The 16,373-nt window shown below is 42.7% G+C and carries 13 protein-coding genes and 1 pseudogene; 1 reads left to right on the plus strand and 13 read right to left on the minus strand.

Features of this window, described 5'->3' with window-relative positions:
• Positions 1-207 precede the first annotated feature (207 nt).
• The 13 genes and pseudogenes from ACQY1X_RS12990 to ACQY1X_RS13050 form a co-directional block, all read right to left on the minus strand.
• Positions 208-2,280 carry a hemolysin gene (locus ACQY1X_RS12990; RefSeq protein ID WP_430014764.1) on the minus strand — a complete coding sequence of 691 codons (2,073 nt, stop codon included), beginning with the start codon at positions 2,278-2,280 and terminating at the stop codon, positions 208-210.
• A gap of 318 nt (positions 2,281-2,598) precedes the next feature.
• Complete coding sequence (locus tag ACQY1X_RS12995; RefSeq protein WP_430012893.1) at positions 2,599-3,327, minus strand: FkbM family methyltransferase; 729 nt, start codon at positions 3,325-3,327, stop codon at positions 2,599-2,601.
• 17 nt (positions 3,328-3,344) lie between these two features.
• The gene (locus ACQY1X_RS13000) at positions 3,345-3,593 is read right to left on the minus strand and encodes a hypothetical protein (RefSeq protein ID WP_430012894.1); all 249 of its coding nucleotides are present in this window, start codon (positions 3,591-3,593) and stop codon (positions 3,345-3,347) included.
• An 18-nt stretch (positions 3,594-3,611) separates the two neighbouring features.
• The gene (locus tag ACQY1X_RS13005) at positions 3,612-3,761 is read right to left on the minus strand and encodes a hypothetical protein (RefSeq protein ID WP_153245594.1); all 150 of its coding nucleotides are present in this window, start codon (positions 3,759-3,761) and stop codon (positions 3,612-3,614) included.
• Positions 3,762-3,779: 18 nt separating this feature from the next.
• Positions 3,780-4,529, minus strand: a complete 750-nt coding sequence (locus ACQY1X_RS13010; protein ID WP_430012895.1) for an FkbM family methyltransferase — start codon at positions 4,527-4,529, stop codon at positions 3,780-3,782.
• 38 nt (positions 4,530-4,567) lie between these two features.
• Positions 4,568-5,350: a class I SAM-dependent methyltransferase gene (locus ACQY1X_RS13015; protein ID WP_002778510.1), complete on the minus strand. Its 783-nt coding sequence runs from the start codon at positions 5,348-5,350 to the stop codon at positions 4,568-4,570.
• 121 nt (positions 5,351-5,471) lie between these two features.
• Complete coding sequence (locus ACQY1X_RS13020) at positions 5,472-5,795, minus strand: FkbM family methyltransferase (RefSeq protein WP_430014765.1); 324 nt, start codon at positions 5,793-5,795, stop codon at positions 5,472-5,474.
• Positions 5,796-5,886: 91 nt separating this feature from the next.
• Positions 5,887-6,057, minus strand: coding sequence for a hypothetical protein (locus ACQY1X_RS13025; RefSeq protein ID WP_430012897.1), 171 nt, complete (start codon positions 6,055-6,057; stop codon positions 5,887-5,889).
• A 21-nt stretch (positions 6,058-6,078) separates the two neighbouring features.
• Entirely contained in the window at positions 6,079-7,575 is a 1,497-nt protein-coding gene (locus tag ACQY1X_RS13030; RefSeq protein WP_430012898.1) for a hypothetical protein, read from the minus strand.
• Between the two features lie 56 nt (positions 7,576-7,631).
• On the minus strand, positions 7,632-9,050 hold the full coding sequence (locus tag ACQY1X_RS13035; protein ID WP_430012899.1) for an FkbM family methyltransferase: 1,419 nt from the start codon (positions 9,048-9,050) through the stop codon (positions 7,632-7,634).
• A gap of 26 nt (positions 9,051-9,076) precedes the next feature.
• On the minus strand, positions 9,077-12,139 hold the full coding sequence (locus ACQY1X_RS13040; protein ID WP_430012900.1) for an FkbM family methyltransferase: 3,063 nt from the start codon (positions 12,137-12,139) through the stop codon (positions 9,077-9,079).
• A 271-nt stretch (positions 12,140-12,410) separates the two neighbouring features.
• A pseudogene (locus ACQY1X_RS13045) lies at positions 12,411-12,626 on the minus strand (PhzF family phenazine biosynthesis protein); the annotation flags it as partial.
• A 154-nt stretch (positions 12,627-12,780) separates the two neighbouring features.
• Positions 12,781-14,814, minus strand: coding sequence for an elongation factor G (locus tag ACQY1X_RS13050; protein WP_430014766.1), 2,034 nt, complete (start codon positions 14,812-14,814; stop codon positions 12,781-12,783).
• A gap of 380 nt (positions 14,815-15,194) precedes the next feature.
• Here ACQY1X_RS13050 and ychF point away from each other — a divergent pair, with 380 nt between their 5' ends.
• Positions 15,195-16,286 carry a redox-regulated ATPase YchF gene (ychF, locus tag ACQY1X_RS13055; protein ID WP_002732084.1) on the plus strand — a complete coding sequence of 364 codons (1,092 nt, stop codon included), beginning with the start codon at positions 15,195-15,197 and terminating at the stop codon, positions 16,284-16,286.
• Positions 16,287-16,373 lie beyond the last annotated feature (87 nt).

A 16,373-nucleotide genomic window follows, 5' to 3' on the forward strand; every position in this document is an offset into this window, starting at 1 on the left:
TGTTGACACCCTTACTGACAAAGAAAAAACTGAAATCAAGTCAGGATAAGGGTTGGAGTGCTTACTGCAAAAATTGTTAAGAAAGATCCCTATAAGGGATAGTTATCAAGGGGGGAAGGGAGGGTTTCCTTGGAGAATAAACGAAAAAAGACCACCCTTTTTCTGGGTGGCCTTTCTCTAAACTCTTAACTTAAAACCAATCGGGGTCTAAGCAAAGTTAATCGAGGTCAGCGTCAAGCTACCAGTGAGTTCGATAAACAAATCACCAGCATCGACTACGTTTACGTTAGAGTTATTTGTTCCCAGAACGTAGGTGTTGCCACCAAACTTGAAGGAAGCCAGTGCGTTTTTACCGATCTCTACAGAGGCCTGTTGTGCTGCATCTAGAATATCAACAGGGAGAATAATAAAGGGAGTCACATCGCCCAAGAACTGGGTAGAAGTAAAGCCAACTGCCGTCAGGTCGAGGACATCACCCGCCTCCTGAAAATTGTTGATGGTATCGAAGGCAACGGCACTATCAAAGTTCGAGTCAGCAATACTCTTATACACGAAGGTATCATTGCCAGCGCCACCATCTAAAATGTCGGCAGAACCACCACCAGTCAGGGTGTCATTCTTGGCACCACCTATGATATTGTCTTTTAAAGCTCCACCGATGATATTCAAGGTACCATTGGTTTCGAGGCCGCCATTGTATGTAAGTTTTGAAACCGTGAAAGAGGAGGCATCAACGGTGGCAGACTTGCCACTGGCAACGAAGGAGTCATTGGGTGTAACAAGCGTATTCACAAAAGACACTTGCTTGAGAACAACCGTCTCTACATTCGTTACCTTATCCAGAGCAAAAATACCACCGGCTCCTAGAGTTGCAGTGATGGTATCTTTACCGTCACCGCCGTTGATAGCAACACCAACCAACTGGTCGGTAACTGCCGTCAAGGTGAAAGAGTCATCGGACTTACCACCGACAATCTGTTTGACACTCTTACCGTCAATGATTAAACCGATGTTAGCTAGATCGAGGGTCAGCTTACCGGTTAAAGCACTGGCATCTAATTGAGCGGGGGAGGAGCCAATAGCCATTCGAACGGCACCCTCAATGGTGAGGTTTTTGTCGCCACTGATGACGAAATTAGTATTACCAGCGCTATCAGAAATAGTGGGGTTAGTAGTAGTGTCACTAGCTTTGAGGACACTATCGGCCTTGACCACTAGGTTGATATCACTGGCGTTGTTAAGGTCAACAATTGTCGTCCCCGCTACCGTACCATTTAGGTTAATAGTGGTTTTGTTGTTAGCATTGGCCTGGCTTAAGGTCAAGGTTCCGCTGTAGTCTTTCGCTAGATTCAGGGTGTGCTTTTCAGAGGTGTTAACCTGGAGATTACCTGTAACAACTTCTAAATTCTTGACATCGCTGATGTTGGCAATCTGGATAGCCGCACCGGGGGAACCCGTGAGCTTGATGTCCTCGATCTTACTGATAAAGGGGATGGTTACTATACCCAAGAAATTGGTAACGGGCACGATGGTCGCCGATAAGACATCATTATCGGAGGTACTGGAGTCTTGGATAACACTGCCATCCAAGAAAACTGTACCGTTGATCTTATCGTTAGAGTTGGAGAGAAACTTATCGGCAGGGGAAACATGGGTGGAAGCTTCGTTCGTTAAAACGGCTCCTGTTTCTAACAAGGTAAAGGTAATTCCCGTACCGCCACCACCAGCGACATATTCAGCAATTTGTGCGTTAGCCGCCGTTACGGTAGCGGCATTGGCAGTGACCGTATTCACAATGGCCCAGCCAGCACTATACTGGGCTGAGGTAAAGGTGGACGAGCCAGCAGCCGCCATGGCAATCGCGAAGTTTTCCGATACCTCAGCGCGGTTCGTCAAAGCCTGTTGCCGTGAGGCGGGGGAATACTGATTTAAAACGACCGGAAAATCAAAAACCGCCTGGGGGGAGGACACAAGATAGGTATCAGCCCAGTAGGTTAATTCTGCCGCCGGAATGTCAGCCGCTGCAATCCCGTAGAGATTTTCGAAAGCTTGGGTGACATACTGACGACGAGCGGCCGCATTCTGAGACAGCACCGTAGGGGATGCTAACATCGGATAGGCTGCCTTGGCTGCACTAGAGGTAGAAAATGCCTGCACCGCCTGATTCCAAGAAACTGACTGACCTTCGGGACTCGCCCAATAGGTAAGGTCAGAAGCTGACGGGGGCAGCTTGGTGTACATCAAGGACAGAGCAATGATTGAAGATTGGGGAATAGCCATAATTTTGTTACCTAAAACTCCTCACACTAGGAAACGAGGTCAAAAATCAAAGAAGCTGAAAACGTCTCTGAAGTATCACAACTAATCATAGGAGAGGCATTATCATTTTGTCAAGCAGAGCTATAGCAATGGGAGGTAGAGTTAAATCCACTTTTTTTCGTGTTACCGAAGATACCGGTGCTAGAAATGCTTGCTAACTCATTAAAAAACCATTACTAGCATAGCGCACGGAATTGCAGATTTGAGAGATAGGCGGTCAAATTTAACATTATGTGACGATTTGCCTTAACCCTATTCGATTTGTTTGCACGAAAAAGACTAATAGTGCCAAGCGGGACAGAGCTCTGAGGCCACATTAAGAAAGAGACAGTCCACCGTCGCCAACCCCCCTCCCTCGTCCCGGTACTCATCCCCTAGGTCCCAAAGATGAAAACCGAAGCCTAGTAGCCAATTGGCCAATTCCGTTAACAGAGGTGTCTGGGGTCCATAGCCTCGGTATAACCAACACTCTAACAATAAGACTGAAACCTGGGGGAGGATCTGGACTGCTCCCTTGAGAATAGACCACTCGTATCCCTGGGTATCTATCTTGATGATTTGGGGGATTGGTAACTCTCCCCGCTCCACTAAACCATCTAGGGTGAGAACCGGCACCGTCACGGTTGATAGTGCTAAACCTGACCCCTCCATCGGGAGAGCGGTGCTGGCCACCAGATTAGGAAAAACATTAAGGGTTACAGTTCCCTCCCGTTCTCCTAATGCCACCCCATAGAGGTGAAAATTGTCATGAAGCTTTAAACTTTCGGTCATAAACTGCTGATAAGCCGGCGCGTGGTTCACTAACGGCTCAAATAGATAAAACTGAGACTGGGGAAACACCTCAACAATATCCCTAGACCAGGAACCATCCGAGGCCCCTACATCATAAATAACCTGGGGGGATAGCCCTTTAGCTTGCAAACGCTGGAAAATTTCTAGGTCTAACTGAGCAAACTTTTCCCTCGTTTTATAGGTATCGGCAACGGACTTGTAGGCAGAATTCGTCATGGGTGGCTCTGGTAGTATCAGTTAGGGATTAGTTCTAAACGAGTGTTGTTGACAACAACACAGTCTAGGGCGCTAAGGGTAGCATCGGGGTCACTTAAATCTAAAGCACTACTGGCCACCATATGGGGGAAGATATTCATGGTGACTTCGCCACTTTTTTCGCCTAAAGCAAGGTATAAACGGAGATTTTTTGGGATAATCGCTCGATAGGTGGTATCATAGTTGATTAGAGGCTCAAATAGATGAAATTCCGCCGTGGGAAGCACTTCATGGCTGTCCTTTGACTAAGAGCCATTAGAAGCACCAATATCAAAGTTGACTTGCGGTTGGTAGCCCAAGTTTTTCAGTCTTTGAAATACGTCTAGAGCTAATTGGGCCAATTTGGCTGTGGTTTTATAAGTTTCCCCCACGGATTTATAATTGGTAGCTTCCATAATTATCCTTGAGTATAATTAAGCATAGTGCCAGTCGGGAGTTATTACAGATTTTGTGTTAACAAAAACACAGTCTAGAGTGGCTAAAACACCCTGTTCGTTACGGTAGGGTTCGACCACATCCCAAAGTCGAAAATTAAAGGGTAGTAGCCAATCAGCAATTTCCGTTAACAGAGGTGTATCTGGTCCGTAGCCCCGATACAGCCAACATTCTAAGACTAAAATATCAACACTGGCGAGGGTTTTTTGCGCTCCCTTCAGGATCGATAGCTCACTGCCTTGGGTGTCAATTTTGATTACCTGGGGTATGGGCAAATTTAAGGAAGTTATCGCTTCATCTAGGGTAAACATTGGCACGGGAACTGGTATAGTTTTGATTCCCGTGCTGGTCATATCTAGGGCAGTGCTACTGACGACGCTATCGGCAAAGACATTGATAGTTGTATCACCACTTTTTTCACTAAGGGCAATTTTATGCAAATGAAAAGAAGGATACATTACCAAAGTTTTTTCGATAAATTCTCGATATTCAGAGCAGTAATCAATTAGAGGTTCAAATAAGTAAAATTCGGCTAGTGGAAGGACTTTTTTAATATAACAAGACCACCCACTATTAGAAGCGCCAATATCAAAGATAACTTGGGGATGGTAACCGAGATTGGACAATCGTTGAAAAACCTGACGAATCTCTTTGAGGACTCGCTCGTCACTCAACTTTTCTAATACTTCTTGATAATTTTGGTTAATTTGGACTGGGTTATCATTCATACCAGCTAATGGAGAAATTTTTATGAGTTTTTTCAGTTTTATTTAATGGCTACATAAGTATGAGATACAGATAGAACTTCATCTTTACTATAGCCTTTACTGTTTAATTCTGCCAGAATAGCATCGGTGAGATATTGTTCTCCATCTTGCCAAATATCATTGCGAATAACATAGGAAACATCAAGGGAAAGAGCCGTTTCTATATACCGATTTGAAGGTAGAAAATTAAAGTAGTCAGAGAACATAAAATCTGCTAGATTCTTAGCATAAATGTCCTGGTTTTCTGATTCTAAAGAAGTTAATAACAATCCTTCTTGCTCTAGTATAGCTACCAGAGGTTTTAAATTTTCTAATTGTTTATGTTTTTGCAGATAGAGAAATATGTCATCTTTTGATAGTCTTAAATGAATCCAAGGATAATCGGCAAATAAACCGTATTGATGATGACCTTCGTAGGAATTCCACAGAGGCGCAGCCACACAGTAAATTAATCCTCCTGGTTTTGTCACTCGCCATATTTCCGAAAAAGCCGCTTCAATATTGGGAATATGTTCCATAGTAGCGGCGGAAAAAACTAGATCGTAGTAGTTATCGGGTCTTGTCGTCGATTCGACTGATTCTTGAAAGTAGGAAACTTTTTCATGAGTTAAGCCTTGGCCGATATCTTCGCAAACATCAAGACCGTGAACGACGGCCGCTTCTAGAAAAAAGCGGCAATCCCTGCCATTGTTACAACCCACCACTAAAACTTTTTTGTCCCTTAGCTTGTGGCTGGGTATATATCTTAGGCAATCGTTAGCAAAATAGTTGAGATAATCCATAAACTTTTTCAATATGGGGAGTTTTTTTGCTATAGCCCCGATAGAGCCAGCATTCGAGAAAGAGAACATCGACTTTAGCTAGGGTTTTGACGGCTCCTCTAAGTATAGACAACTCCGAGCCTTAGGTATCAATTTTGATCACTTGGGGATGGGGTAAACCAAGTCGGGCAATTGCGTCATCAATTGTTAACATTTGCACCGAGATGGGAGTGGTGGGCTGACTCTCATCACCAGTCTGCAAGAGACTACTGCTCACCACGTCCGTGGAAACATTCATCGTCACCTCGCCGGAGGTTTCACCGAGGGCGTATTTATACAGATGAAAGGAGGGATAGACTCGCAGGATTTTTGAGATTAATTCCCGATAGTCGCTGCTGTAGTCGATGAGGGGTTCAAAGAGATAAAATTCAGCTTCCTGCAGCACCTGTTTGATATAAGTAGTCATGCAAAATAAATTTCCTAGTGAAGACAGGCAAGAGGCAATAGGCAAGAGGCAAAAGCTTTATCGAAATGTGTAATTAATTTTGCTTAGGTACTTAGTAGGACCAGCCACTATTAGAAGCACCCACATCAAAGATCACCCTCGGGGGATAACCTAGGTTTTGTAACCGTTTAAATACCTGTCGATCCAATTGGAGGACTTGAGGATCTAAGTCATCAAGCATTTTTTGGTAATCAGACCTTAATTGCAGTTTTTCAGAGTTCATATCCTTTGAATTTCTCCAGGTTTATCTTTTTCGGTACAATTTCATCCCATAAGTGCCCGTATCTAACTGTTCTCCTGTATCGTACCACTGGGGGAGTGAGTCGCCAACAATTTCTGCTAATCCGGGATTCCAAGATGCTCTAGCACTGGCCCTAGGATCAATGACAATTAATGAAAGATTATCCCTATCCTCTGGTGTCATCTGCCCATTATAAAGGGGGAAATAAACTCGTTTAGCCCGAGACTTGAGGGCGTAGAATGTTTGAAAATCAGCATAGATGTGATCCTGAGGATTAATTTTGTTATCGAGAAAGTTTTGTACTTTAGTATAGTCATTGTTCTCCCATTTTTGTAAGGTAATTTGCGCTAGGGAAGGTAGTCCTAGTAAGTTGGCATACAATAATAAAACTAAAAAAGCTATACTAATAATTGTCGTCTGAATTTTGCCCTTATTTTTTTCTAAAATATTATTAAAACTCCAGCAGATACAAATGATTAAGGGAAACATCGACATCCAACTATAATAAAGTGGATATTTCCCCAGAAAACACATAGTAGTTGGTATGGTAATAACGGTGATCAAAGCAAAAAAGGAAGGAGAACGCCACCGGAAAGATTTGGTCAATAGTTCATAAAATATCAAGATGATCAGCAGTAGTGACAGTGGTGGAAAAGACGGATGCAAGCAGCCACCACACAGATAATCTTTCTGGTCAAAAAGTTTGCTCACTCTGGAAAATATTATATCAATGACACTTCTGTTAAGGTTGGCATTGGCAACACTATGACCCAAAGTCAGACTAACAAAATCATCCCAAACACCATTGGTTGAGTAAAGTGCATAAAGAAATAATATTCCTAAAATAAATCCCCCACTTAGAGCGACAAATTCCCGCCAAAATCTCTGAAAGTTGAAAAGGAGTAGGATAACGCCAAAAATTGTCGCAAAGACCACTGCTGACAATCCAGAAAGGGGAAAGAAAAATCCAATAATTGTCATAGTAAACCATCGAATTTTAGCATCTTTTATTAAAAAAGCCCCCAAAACCAGTGCTGATAAGAAAATGCAGGAAGTGTCGTACCTTCCCGATGTATAAATAAAGGTAATTCCTGCTGGCAAAAGACAACTAACCACTAGGATAATTCTTAGCCAAGAAAACTTAATTAAAGGCAATTTCTTGATGAATAACCAGATTACAGTGATGCTAAGAAGCATTAACACATAATTAAAAAGCCTAACTTTTTCAATACTAAATCCCAAAACTTTTATCCATAAAGCCAGCAAAACCGTATAAAGAAAAGAAGTGCTAACATGGAATTCCTGAGCATTTTGATGATACCAAGCAGCCGAGGTAAAACTGTCGTATAAAGCTAGATTAGCTGCTGGTTCTGCCAATACTACTTCATCTATCCACACGGGTTGTAATCTAGGTCCAAAGAATATGCCTACTAGCAAAAAAGCGATTCCCAAACCGATGAGAATCAAAATTTCACTGGTTAAGGAAATATTTTTTTTCATAATCATTACTCACCTAGTTAGTTAGTTTGTGAAAAAAATGATTGATGCCTAAGTTTCTAGGCTGAAAAATAAGTAGCTGGCATAACGGAAGCAGACCAAAGTAAGGCTTGATGGAAGACATGATAATCTTGGAAAAAGAAAACATTGCCCCAAGAATTATCGAGGGAATAGGCAGAATTACAGTAATAACTAACGTCGGAACTGCCCCAAATACGATAGATAACTAGATGCCAGTGATAATCTCTTGCTTTCATAGCATTGACTAAATCTGGTAATTGATTCATCGCTCCCGAACGTCCAAAGGGGAAATTTTGATCCCAAAATTCCGCGACTACCACGGGATAACGATAGTTACCCATACCTTTGATTACTTCTAAATCAAAGCCTTCTGTGTCAATTTTAACTAAACCAATATCTTTAGGTAATTCCTCACCATCGTGGAGACTAGCTAGGGTTTTAACAGTAACGGGAATAGTATCGGTAAATACTAAACCTTCCGAGAGAGAATGCTTAGTTAAGCTGTTATAAAAGCTGGCATCTTGATAGGTGTTGTCTGGGGTTTCATCGGTGGCTATATGGAGTTCTTGGGTTTGATTTTCGGAACCGAGAGCAAAGGGAAAAAGCCGAAAGTTAGGATGATCACCGAGGCGATTTTTGAGCTTATCGATTACAGCAGGAAAAGGTTCAAAGGCATAAACTTGATAACCAACTTGTAGGAGACGACTAGAAACATCGCCCCGATTAGCACCAATATCTACTGCAAGACGATGGGGAAGATAGGAATATAAATAAGTCATTAATTCGATGTCTAAATCTTGAAAATATTTTTGATCGATAATGACTTTGTATTTTTGAGAGTGAATATCTTCAAAGATTTGGCGGTTATCTTCGCTAATTTGCTGGAGATTTTCTTGTATTTTTTGTATGGTTCCAAAAACAGCATCGCTTTGCTGTTGGTAAGCTTCATAAATTCTCTGGAAAGAATCGATAATTGTATCACTATGTTTTTGGGAGTCTAATCGCACATCGCTGGCTATTTTTTGGAAAGTGTCCAGAGTTAATTCGTGCTGTTTTTGAGATTGGCTGGCTATTTTTTGGAAAGTGTCGAGAGTTGATTCGTGCTGTTTTTGAGATTGGCTGTGATTTGTCTGGAGTTTTTCCGTCAAGACTTGAATATTTTTAATTATATCTACGGAAAATTTGAGCAAGAAGGCTTGATTTTCCAGTGATAAATCAGCCTTTCGCTTGGCTTCTGCATTTTCTTGTCGGATTTGCTCCGTGGAGTTATTAAGTTGCTCAACCTTAAAATCTAAGGGATCAAGCTGATTAAGTTTCTCCAGTTTCTCCAGTTTCTCCAGTTTTTGGAGTTGGTCAAATTGGACACGACTGAGTGAATCAAGTTTTTCTAGAAATAAATCTTTGACTGCTTTAACTCGCTGAACTATTTTATTTTTGGCTAATAATTGTTTGATCATTTTGGCTAGTAATTGGGTAAATTGTCTTAAGCTTGACTGGGAGAATTTTCAATTTTACGGCTAGTTTCAGGAACTAACAAATCTTGACGAATAAAGACCACTTCTTTTTGGAGAAGTGTGCCATCAATGGGGGATCTCCATTCGCCGGTTTCGTCATAATAACGGAAACCAAGCTGATCCAAAAGATTAAGCATTTCATTGAAAACGAGAGCGTCCTGATCATAGCGAATAAAGGAGAGTTCAGCAACGACTAAATCTACCTGAGCGATAAATTCTTTCGCTCCTTCTAAGACGATATGCTCGGCACATTGCACGTCTAATTTTAATATTCCTCTGCCAGAAATTTGCTCATCTGTCGCCACCTGATCGAGGGTTTTTACTGCCACTGTAATCGTTTCATAGTTTCTAAAATCAGCGGGAGTGAGCAAGGAACTACCGTACAAATCGGGGGAAACTTGAAAACTTAACTGACCAGCTTGATTAGAAATGGCAATTTCTAGTAATTCCGCTTTAGGAATATTACAGATATAGTAATTTCTGGCCGATTGCTCGTATTTTGAGATTAGCGGATCAATGAGTATAAAGCGAGCTTCTGGGAATAATTGACTAGCGGTATGAGACCAAATACCGTGGGAAGCTCCCACATCAACCACAAAATCGGGCTGATATTTTTGCCCTCGTAAACGTCGCATGACTTGATATACTTGAGCATAATCTTTATAAATAATTGCGGGAACGGGTGGTTCAATAAAGTGAACCAAATCGATCGGCGATCGAGGTAAAATCGCTTCAAATCTGTCATCGGCTGCTTGTTCTTTTTCTAGGGACTGCCACACCCATTGATCAATACCTTGATCGGAGAATTTTGCCGCTACCTTAACGGCATTTTCTCGCATTCTTTGCTGATTTTCTGGTTTAAGAACGTAGTCCACGGCTGCTGCCAAACTTTCAGGTGTATAATCACAAACCACACCAATTTGAAAGCGATTAATAAAGTTAGCCGCCGAGGTTTTATTACTGCCTAAAAGAATTACTGGGGTGTTAGCGGTGGCGAGGTTAAAAATAATCCGGCCGGGTAAACTAAGGCGAGATAATTCTGTCCGATCATCTCTTTCGTCCATGGTCCCCGTTGGAACAATAACAAAGGGATATGCTTGTAGTTGTTGTCCTAGTTTTTCTTCGGGATAAAGTCCTCGGCTATAAAGTCCCCATTTTTCTAATTCTGCGGCAGATTCTTTGAGCCAATAATAGTTAGAATTGCCATACCAATCTAGTTTAATTCCTGCTCCTTGAATACTCTCTAAAAGAGATTGGAACCATTGGGGACTCCAAATGCTCCCTAATAAAGCTCCCCATTTTTCTTGACAGCGTTGGGGAGAAACTTCGGCAACTTCACTATTAATGAGACGGTGAGGAACGATCGCCGGTAGGAGCCAAAATTTGTAGCCGTACTTATTTTCGTAAGCGTCGCGGAGTTCGGGATGGGTGGCAAAACGAACGGAACATTTGCCTAAAAACTCTTTCATCAAATCATCGGGAATCTCCTGAACGCAGATATTCTGATCGTCCATGATGTAGGTGGCAAGGGGAACGTTAAATAATTCCTTAATAGCGATCGATGTCAGAATATCGCTGGCGTAATAAGGGACACAAAAAACTTTTTGGACTTGATGGTGTCCGAGAGTTTGTAGAATTGATTGAAATATCGCTGGTCGCGACATTTTCTTGTGGTCAAGATGGAAGCTCAAGACCCCGAATTGTTGTTCACCACCATAGTGATTATCGGAACGGATGGAAATAATCTCGCTATCATCGGGAAAGATTCTTCTGACCAAGGCTCCTGTCCCGTGACTTTGATTGACTTCACTAGCGGTAACGATCACACCGCACTTAAGGCTATTTTTCTCGAATTGTTCAAAGCGATTATCGATGGGTTTTCCCTGTTCTAACGATCTCCAGAGCCAATCATCAAAATGATCGGCTTTTAAGCTTTTGGCTAATTTTTGACTGGAATAACGGAGCCGCAGTTGATTGCTTTCTATTCGTAGTTTCTCTATTTCTGCTAATAAGCTTTGAGCTTTATAATCACAGACAGTTCCTAGGTCGAATTCTTTGACGAACTGAGCGGCGGCACTATCTTCACGACCAACAATAATGATCGGAGTATTAGCAACGGCGGTAATAAAGGGAATGCGGGATGGCAAACTCAAACAGGCGAATTCGGGACGCTCTTGCTCGTTTTCAGAACTGGCGGTGGGAACGATTGCAAAAGGGGCTTGACGTAAGTAGTAGATGAGAGCATCTTGGCTGCAGTAACCTTTAAAGAAGATACCATCTTGTTCTAACTCTGCTTCTTGGAATTGCAACCATTGACGGTTAGGATTGCCATACCAATCTAATTTGATCTGGGATTCTCGACATAATTGCCTGAGATTTTCTAGCCAAGTCTGAGACCAGATATTACCGATCAAAATCCCTCTTGCCATAGAATCGGGTGCGGTAATTTCTGGTGGCATTAAATAACTTTCCACTAGAGGCGGTACAAACCAAATTTTCCTTTCGTATTTTTTGCTATAGGCTTGACAAAGGGGCTTAGAAATGCCTAAAATTAAATCGCTGCTATCGAGTAATTTCTGAACTGCTTCATCGTCAACGCCATCAACATAGACATTCTGATCATCCATCAGGTAGGTACAAACGGGGACTTGAAAGAGAGATTTAATCGCTGTGGCTACATAAAAATCTTCGACAAAGTAGGGAATTACTAAGACTCTTTTCGGTTTTAAATAAACAAATAAATTTTGAATTTTTACTAAAATTTCCCCGTAGGAACAACCGCGCACATCTAGGCAAAAATTCTGGACACCAAAATCTTGATCTCCTCCGTAGAGATTGGTGGTTCGTAGGGAGACTATCCCACTGGTATCAGGGAAAATTCTCTTTAAAAGAACCCCGACACCGTGATTCTCATTGATTTCGTTTGAAGATACTATAATATCATAACTTTCTTGGAATTTGTCGGCAAAACTATTTAAGTCTTGTAACGACAAACTAAGTTCTTTTTGTAGTTCCTGATAAGAAGTGAGCATAATGATTAATTTTAATAGGCTTTAGCTATAGACATTTCATTGACTCTGACAGGTTTTCTCTGAAAAACAAGGTATAAACTCGTTTCGCCTACGGCCTCGTCATTAAGATAACTGCCGTATTTTTTCTTGGTTATCCCTCAAGAAATTTTATATTTTTCGATATACCCTGTCAAGTTCATTCTCATCCATCCCACAAAACCGAGATTGATCCTTGCAGGTCTTAATGTTTTAAGATTGTTCATCTCCTTTTTACTGACTTCGGCAACTGCTCTCACAATGACCTTTTGATATCACTTTTTGTTTCCCCATCGGGAATTATCATCTTACCTTGGCAGACCAGAACTGATGCACCACCCAGAGAAACTTCCGTGATTGACCGGTTGTTTTTCTGAAACTTTAATTGTAAACTGCTGGGTCTGCCCATTTCCACTCCTGAGATTATCTTCCATTGATTCATCCCTTCCCTAGAAGATTCTAATCCCCTTAGTTTGAGAATTCCGAGACTAATTTGGGGCAGTATAGCACTAGGATAATCTTATGGAACCCTTCTGTCATTTTTTGCCAGAAAAGGGAGAGATGAGCCAATAAAAGCCCATCTCTTGGTAATTTATCGCTCTACCTTACTGACAGCCAAGAAGACTTTACTTGTTACCATTACCCTGCATAGCTAAAACCGCATCGCGTAGTTTATCTGGCAATTCTTGCAGGTGATCCTCATCCCACTGGAAGAAACCAACCCCCATAGTCAAAGAACGCAATTCAACGATGAAATCGTGCATTTCCGCTTGGGGGAGATAGGCCGTCACCTGATCCCAACCTTTCCACTCCGCAGAAGCTTCAAAACCCTGAATTTGACCGCGTTTGCCACTGATTAACTGTAAAACCTTGGCGGTGTATTCTGAGGGAGCGAGAACCGTCACCGATAGAATTGGTTCTAATAAGACCGGATGACATTTAGGCAGTCCTTCCGTCATCGCTAGACGGGCCGCTTGTTTAAAAGCTTGTTCGGAACTATCGACACTGTGATAGGAACCATCGGTGAGAGTAACATCGATATCCACCACGGGGAAACCCAAAGGACCATGACCAAGATATTCCCGCACTCCCGTTTCCACCCCGGGGATATACTGTTTGGGGACAACACCACCGACAATGCTTTCATGGAAGTGGAAACCTTCCCCCCGGGGTAAGGGTTTAATATCGAGATACACATCACCAAAAGCACCGTGGCCGCCGGTTTGGTGTTTATAGCGTCCGTGGGATTTGGTGCTGGTTTTGATCGTTTCCTTGTAGGGAACTTGGGGTAAATGGGTGGTCATCGGTAGATTATACTTGCGTGCTAGGCGATCGAGGGCCACTTGCAGATGAATTTCTCCCTGTCCCCAAAGAATCACTTCTTTAGTATCACCGTGTTGTTCCCAGTAGAGGGAAGGATCTTCTTCGATCAGTTTCGTCAAAGCTGAACTTAATTTAACTTCATCCTTGCGATTTGCGGCGGCAATAGCGAGAGCAAAGACGGGTTTAAGCTGTAATCCTCTGGGAAGATCGGGTTTTTGACTGCCGCTGCTCACCACGTCTCCGGTGCCGATTCCTTCCAAACGACCGAGAGCGATAATTTCCCCCGCTTGGGCCTGCTGTAGGGGTTGTTGTTGTTGTCCCATGAGACGATAGATACCACCAATCCGCACACCGTTCAAGGCCATGCCATCGTTAAGGGTTCCCTGCCAGATTCGCGCTAGGGACAGGCGACCGCCCTGGGGAGTAAAATAGGTTTTGAGGATTTGTACCACTGCATCTCCATCCGCACTGGGATCGAGACCGCGACGGTTGGCAGTAATTGTCGGGGCCGGTGTTTCTTCCACTAAAGCGGTAAGGAGATGACGCACACCATAGTCCCGTTCCGCCATACCGAAGAACACGGGTACTATCTGATCGGCTCCCAGTTCTTGTTTTAAGTCTTGGAGAATTTCTTCCCGGGAGGGGTTAATATCTTCGAGGAGTTCTTCTAAAAGATGATCGTCAAATTCGGCGATCGTTTCTAGCATTTCTTGTCGAGCAATCTGTTCTTCTTCCTTGAGGTGGTCGGGTAAAGCTACAGGGTCGGCGGGACTGTTAGCATGGTAATGATAAGCCTGTTCGTTGATTAAATCGATGAATCCGATAATTTCGTTGTTCTGACGGATAGGATATTGCTGGGGAACGAGGGGACGACTAGAAACGGATTTGAGAGCTTGTAGGACTTCGTTAAAGTGACTATTACAGCGATCCATCTTGTTGATGAAGATTAGATGGGGAATTTCCCAATCATCGAGGAATTTTAGCAAGGGAGCCAGGGTGAGAACTCGATCGACCACCGGTTCACAAACGATAATAGCAGCACCGGCCCCGACGAGGGTATTATAGGTTTCACTGGCAAATTCGATCGAACCGGGACAATCGAGAAAGGTAAAATTTAGGTCTTGGTATTGACTATGGGCAACGGAAACTTCTACACTCATCTGTCGATCCCGCGCTTGCGTGGAACTATCACCAACGGTGTTGCGATCGCTAATTTTACCTTTTCTGGTGATCGCTCCTGTGACGAAAAGTAAACTTTCCAGTAAGGAGGTTTTTCCACTGGAGTAGGGGCCGACAAGGGCCACATTACGCGTGTTTGCTCCGATACTTTGATTCATACAGATACCCCCAAGAATGATTTAGTGATTAGTTGCGGCGATTGGGCGATATTTACACTCGATCGCCCTTGGGAAATATACTGTCATAGCACTGAAAATTACTCTCAGGACGTATTTAGAAGTGAAAGGCCTGTCTTGCCATAATTTTGCCCAGTGCTACAGGTGTATTCTTTCCTACTCTTCACCCTAACTCAGTCTCAAGCATTACATCCCATTCTCGCAATCTCTTGTAAAATCTTGCCTACTTTTAGTTAAGGAACTTGAATAAATGTTAACTAAGCTGTTAACTATCGAGAGTCTTTCTCATCAACCGGATTCACAAAAACGAGGGGCAGCCTGATATAGTGAGAGGTCGGGATGATGTTTATCAAGCAATTTTTATGTTAAAAGCTGGAATCGTGGGACTGCCAAATGTGGGAAAATCGACCCTATTTAACGCTCTGGTGGCTAATGCCAAGGCCGAGGCCGCTAATTTCCCTTTTTGTACCATTGAACCGAATGTGGGTGTGGTATCCGTCCCCGATGAACGTCTGGAGGTTTTGGCTAAAATCTCTAATTCTGAGAAAATCGTGCCGACGCGGATTGAATTTGTCGATATCGCCGGATTAGTCAAGGGTGCGAGTCGGGGGGAAGGATTGGGTAATCAATTTTTGGCTAATATCCGGGAAGTGGACGCGATCGTTCATGTGGTGCGCTGTTTTGATAATGATGATATTATTCATGTTTCCGGTTCTGTGGATCCGGCCCGGGATATCGAGGTGATTAATCTAGAGTTAGCTCTAGCGGATTTGGGACAGGTGGAGAAGCGGGTGGAACGTTTACGCAAACAGGCGAAAAATAGCAAGGAAGCCGCCGAAGAATTGGCTATCCTTGAAAAAATCCTAATTTGTCTTAATGACGGTATTTCGGCGCGAAAAGTGGATTTAAGCAAAGAGGAAGAAGAATTAATTAAAAATCTCGGTTTATTGAGTCGGAAACCGATTATTTATGCCGCTAATGTGAGCGAAGATGATCTGGCCACGGGTAATGATTGGGTAGAAAGTGTCCGTCAAATTGCCCAAGAGGAACAGGCCAAAGTTGTGATCGTTTCTGCTCAAGTAGAATCGGAATTAGTGGAATTGTCGGAGGAAGAAAGAAAAGATTTTCTCGGTTCTTTAGGAGTAGAAGAAGGGGGATTAAAATCTTTAATTAAAGCTACCTACGAGTTATTAGGACTGCGTACCTATCTCACCACTGGTCCCCAAGAAACCCGCGCATGGACGATTATTTCTGGTATGAAAGCACCCCAAGCAGCCGGAGTTATTCACTCGGATTTTGAACGGGGTTTTATTCGTGCAGAAACCGTGTCTTATCAGGATTTAGTTAATAGTGGCACGATGAGCGCAGCCAAAGAAAAAGGTTTAGTCAGAAGTGAAGGCAAGGAATACATTGTTCAAGAGGGTGATGTTTTACTATTCCGTTTTAATGTATAGCTAAAAATAAATCAGGTGAGTGTCACCCACCTGATCAAAAGGCTAAACAATTTTACTAAAATAACAGGAGAGCATGACTGAATAAAT

The organism is Microcystis protocystis FBCC-A270 (genome assembly GCF_050500235.1).
GTDB classification, from domain to species: domain Bacteria; phylum Cyanobacteriota; class Cyanobacteriia; order Cyanobacteriales; family Microcystaceae; genus Microcystis; species Microcystis ichthyoblabe_A.